The organism is Pseudomonas sp. 32_A (assembly GCF_017490905.1).
Lineage (GTDB): Bacteria > Pseudomonadota > Gammaproteobacteria > Pseudomonadales > Pseudomonadaceae > Aquipseudomonas > Aquipseudomonas inefficax.
Genome location: NZ_JAFGYI010000367.1, coordinates 1 through 439 on the forward strand (window position 1 = coordinate 1; position 439 = coordinate 439).

The 439-nt window shown below is 45.6% G+C and carries 1 protein-coding gene; it reads left to right on the forward strand.

Annotation, left to right across the window (positions count from 1 at the left end):
* Window positions 1-158 precede the first annotated feature (158 nt).
* On the forward strand, window positions 159-439 hold a 281-nt coding region (locus J5M58_RS27100), incomplete at its 3' end, for a UPF0758 domain-containing protein (protein ID WP_368857216.1).

Below are 439 nucleotides of genomic sequence, written 5' to 3' on the forward strand. Positions count from 1 at the left end.
TAATTATTATCTATATGTCTTAAATAATTATTCAAAATAGAATAAGATACGCAAATTGCATTTATTTACTAAAATCATAATGGATTACGTTTTATATCGGGTGAGGCGGTTTTACTCGGAATTAAAACTAAATCCGCTATATAAATAAAAGGGAAAACATGAGTATCAAAGAATGGCCCGAAGGGGAGCGGCCGCGCGAGAAGCTCTTGGCGCACGGTGCGGCGGCGTTGAGTGATGCGGAGTTGCTGGCGATTTTGCTGCGTGTCGGAACGCGCGGTATGAGCGCGGTTGATTTGGCGCGTTATTTGTTGAGTGAGTTTGGCAGCTTGGGGAAGCTGATGAGTGCGGATGCCAAAACACTCGCTGCTTATAAGGGCATGGGCTTGGCGAGCTATACTCAATTTGCGGTGGTCAAAGAAATCGGGCGGCGGATTTTGGG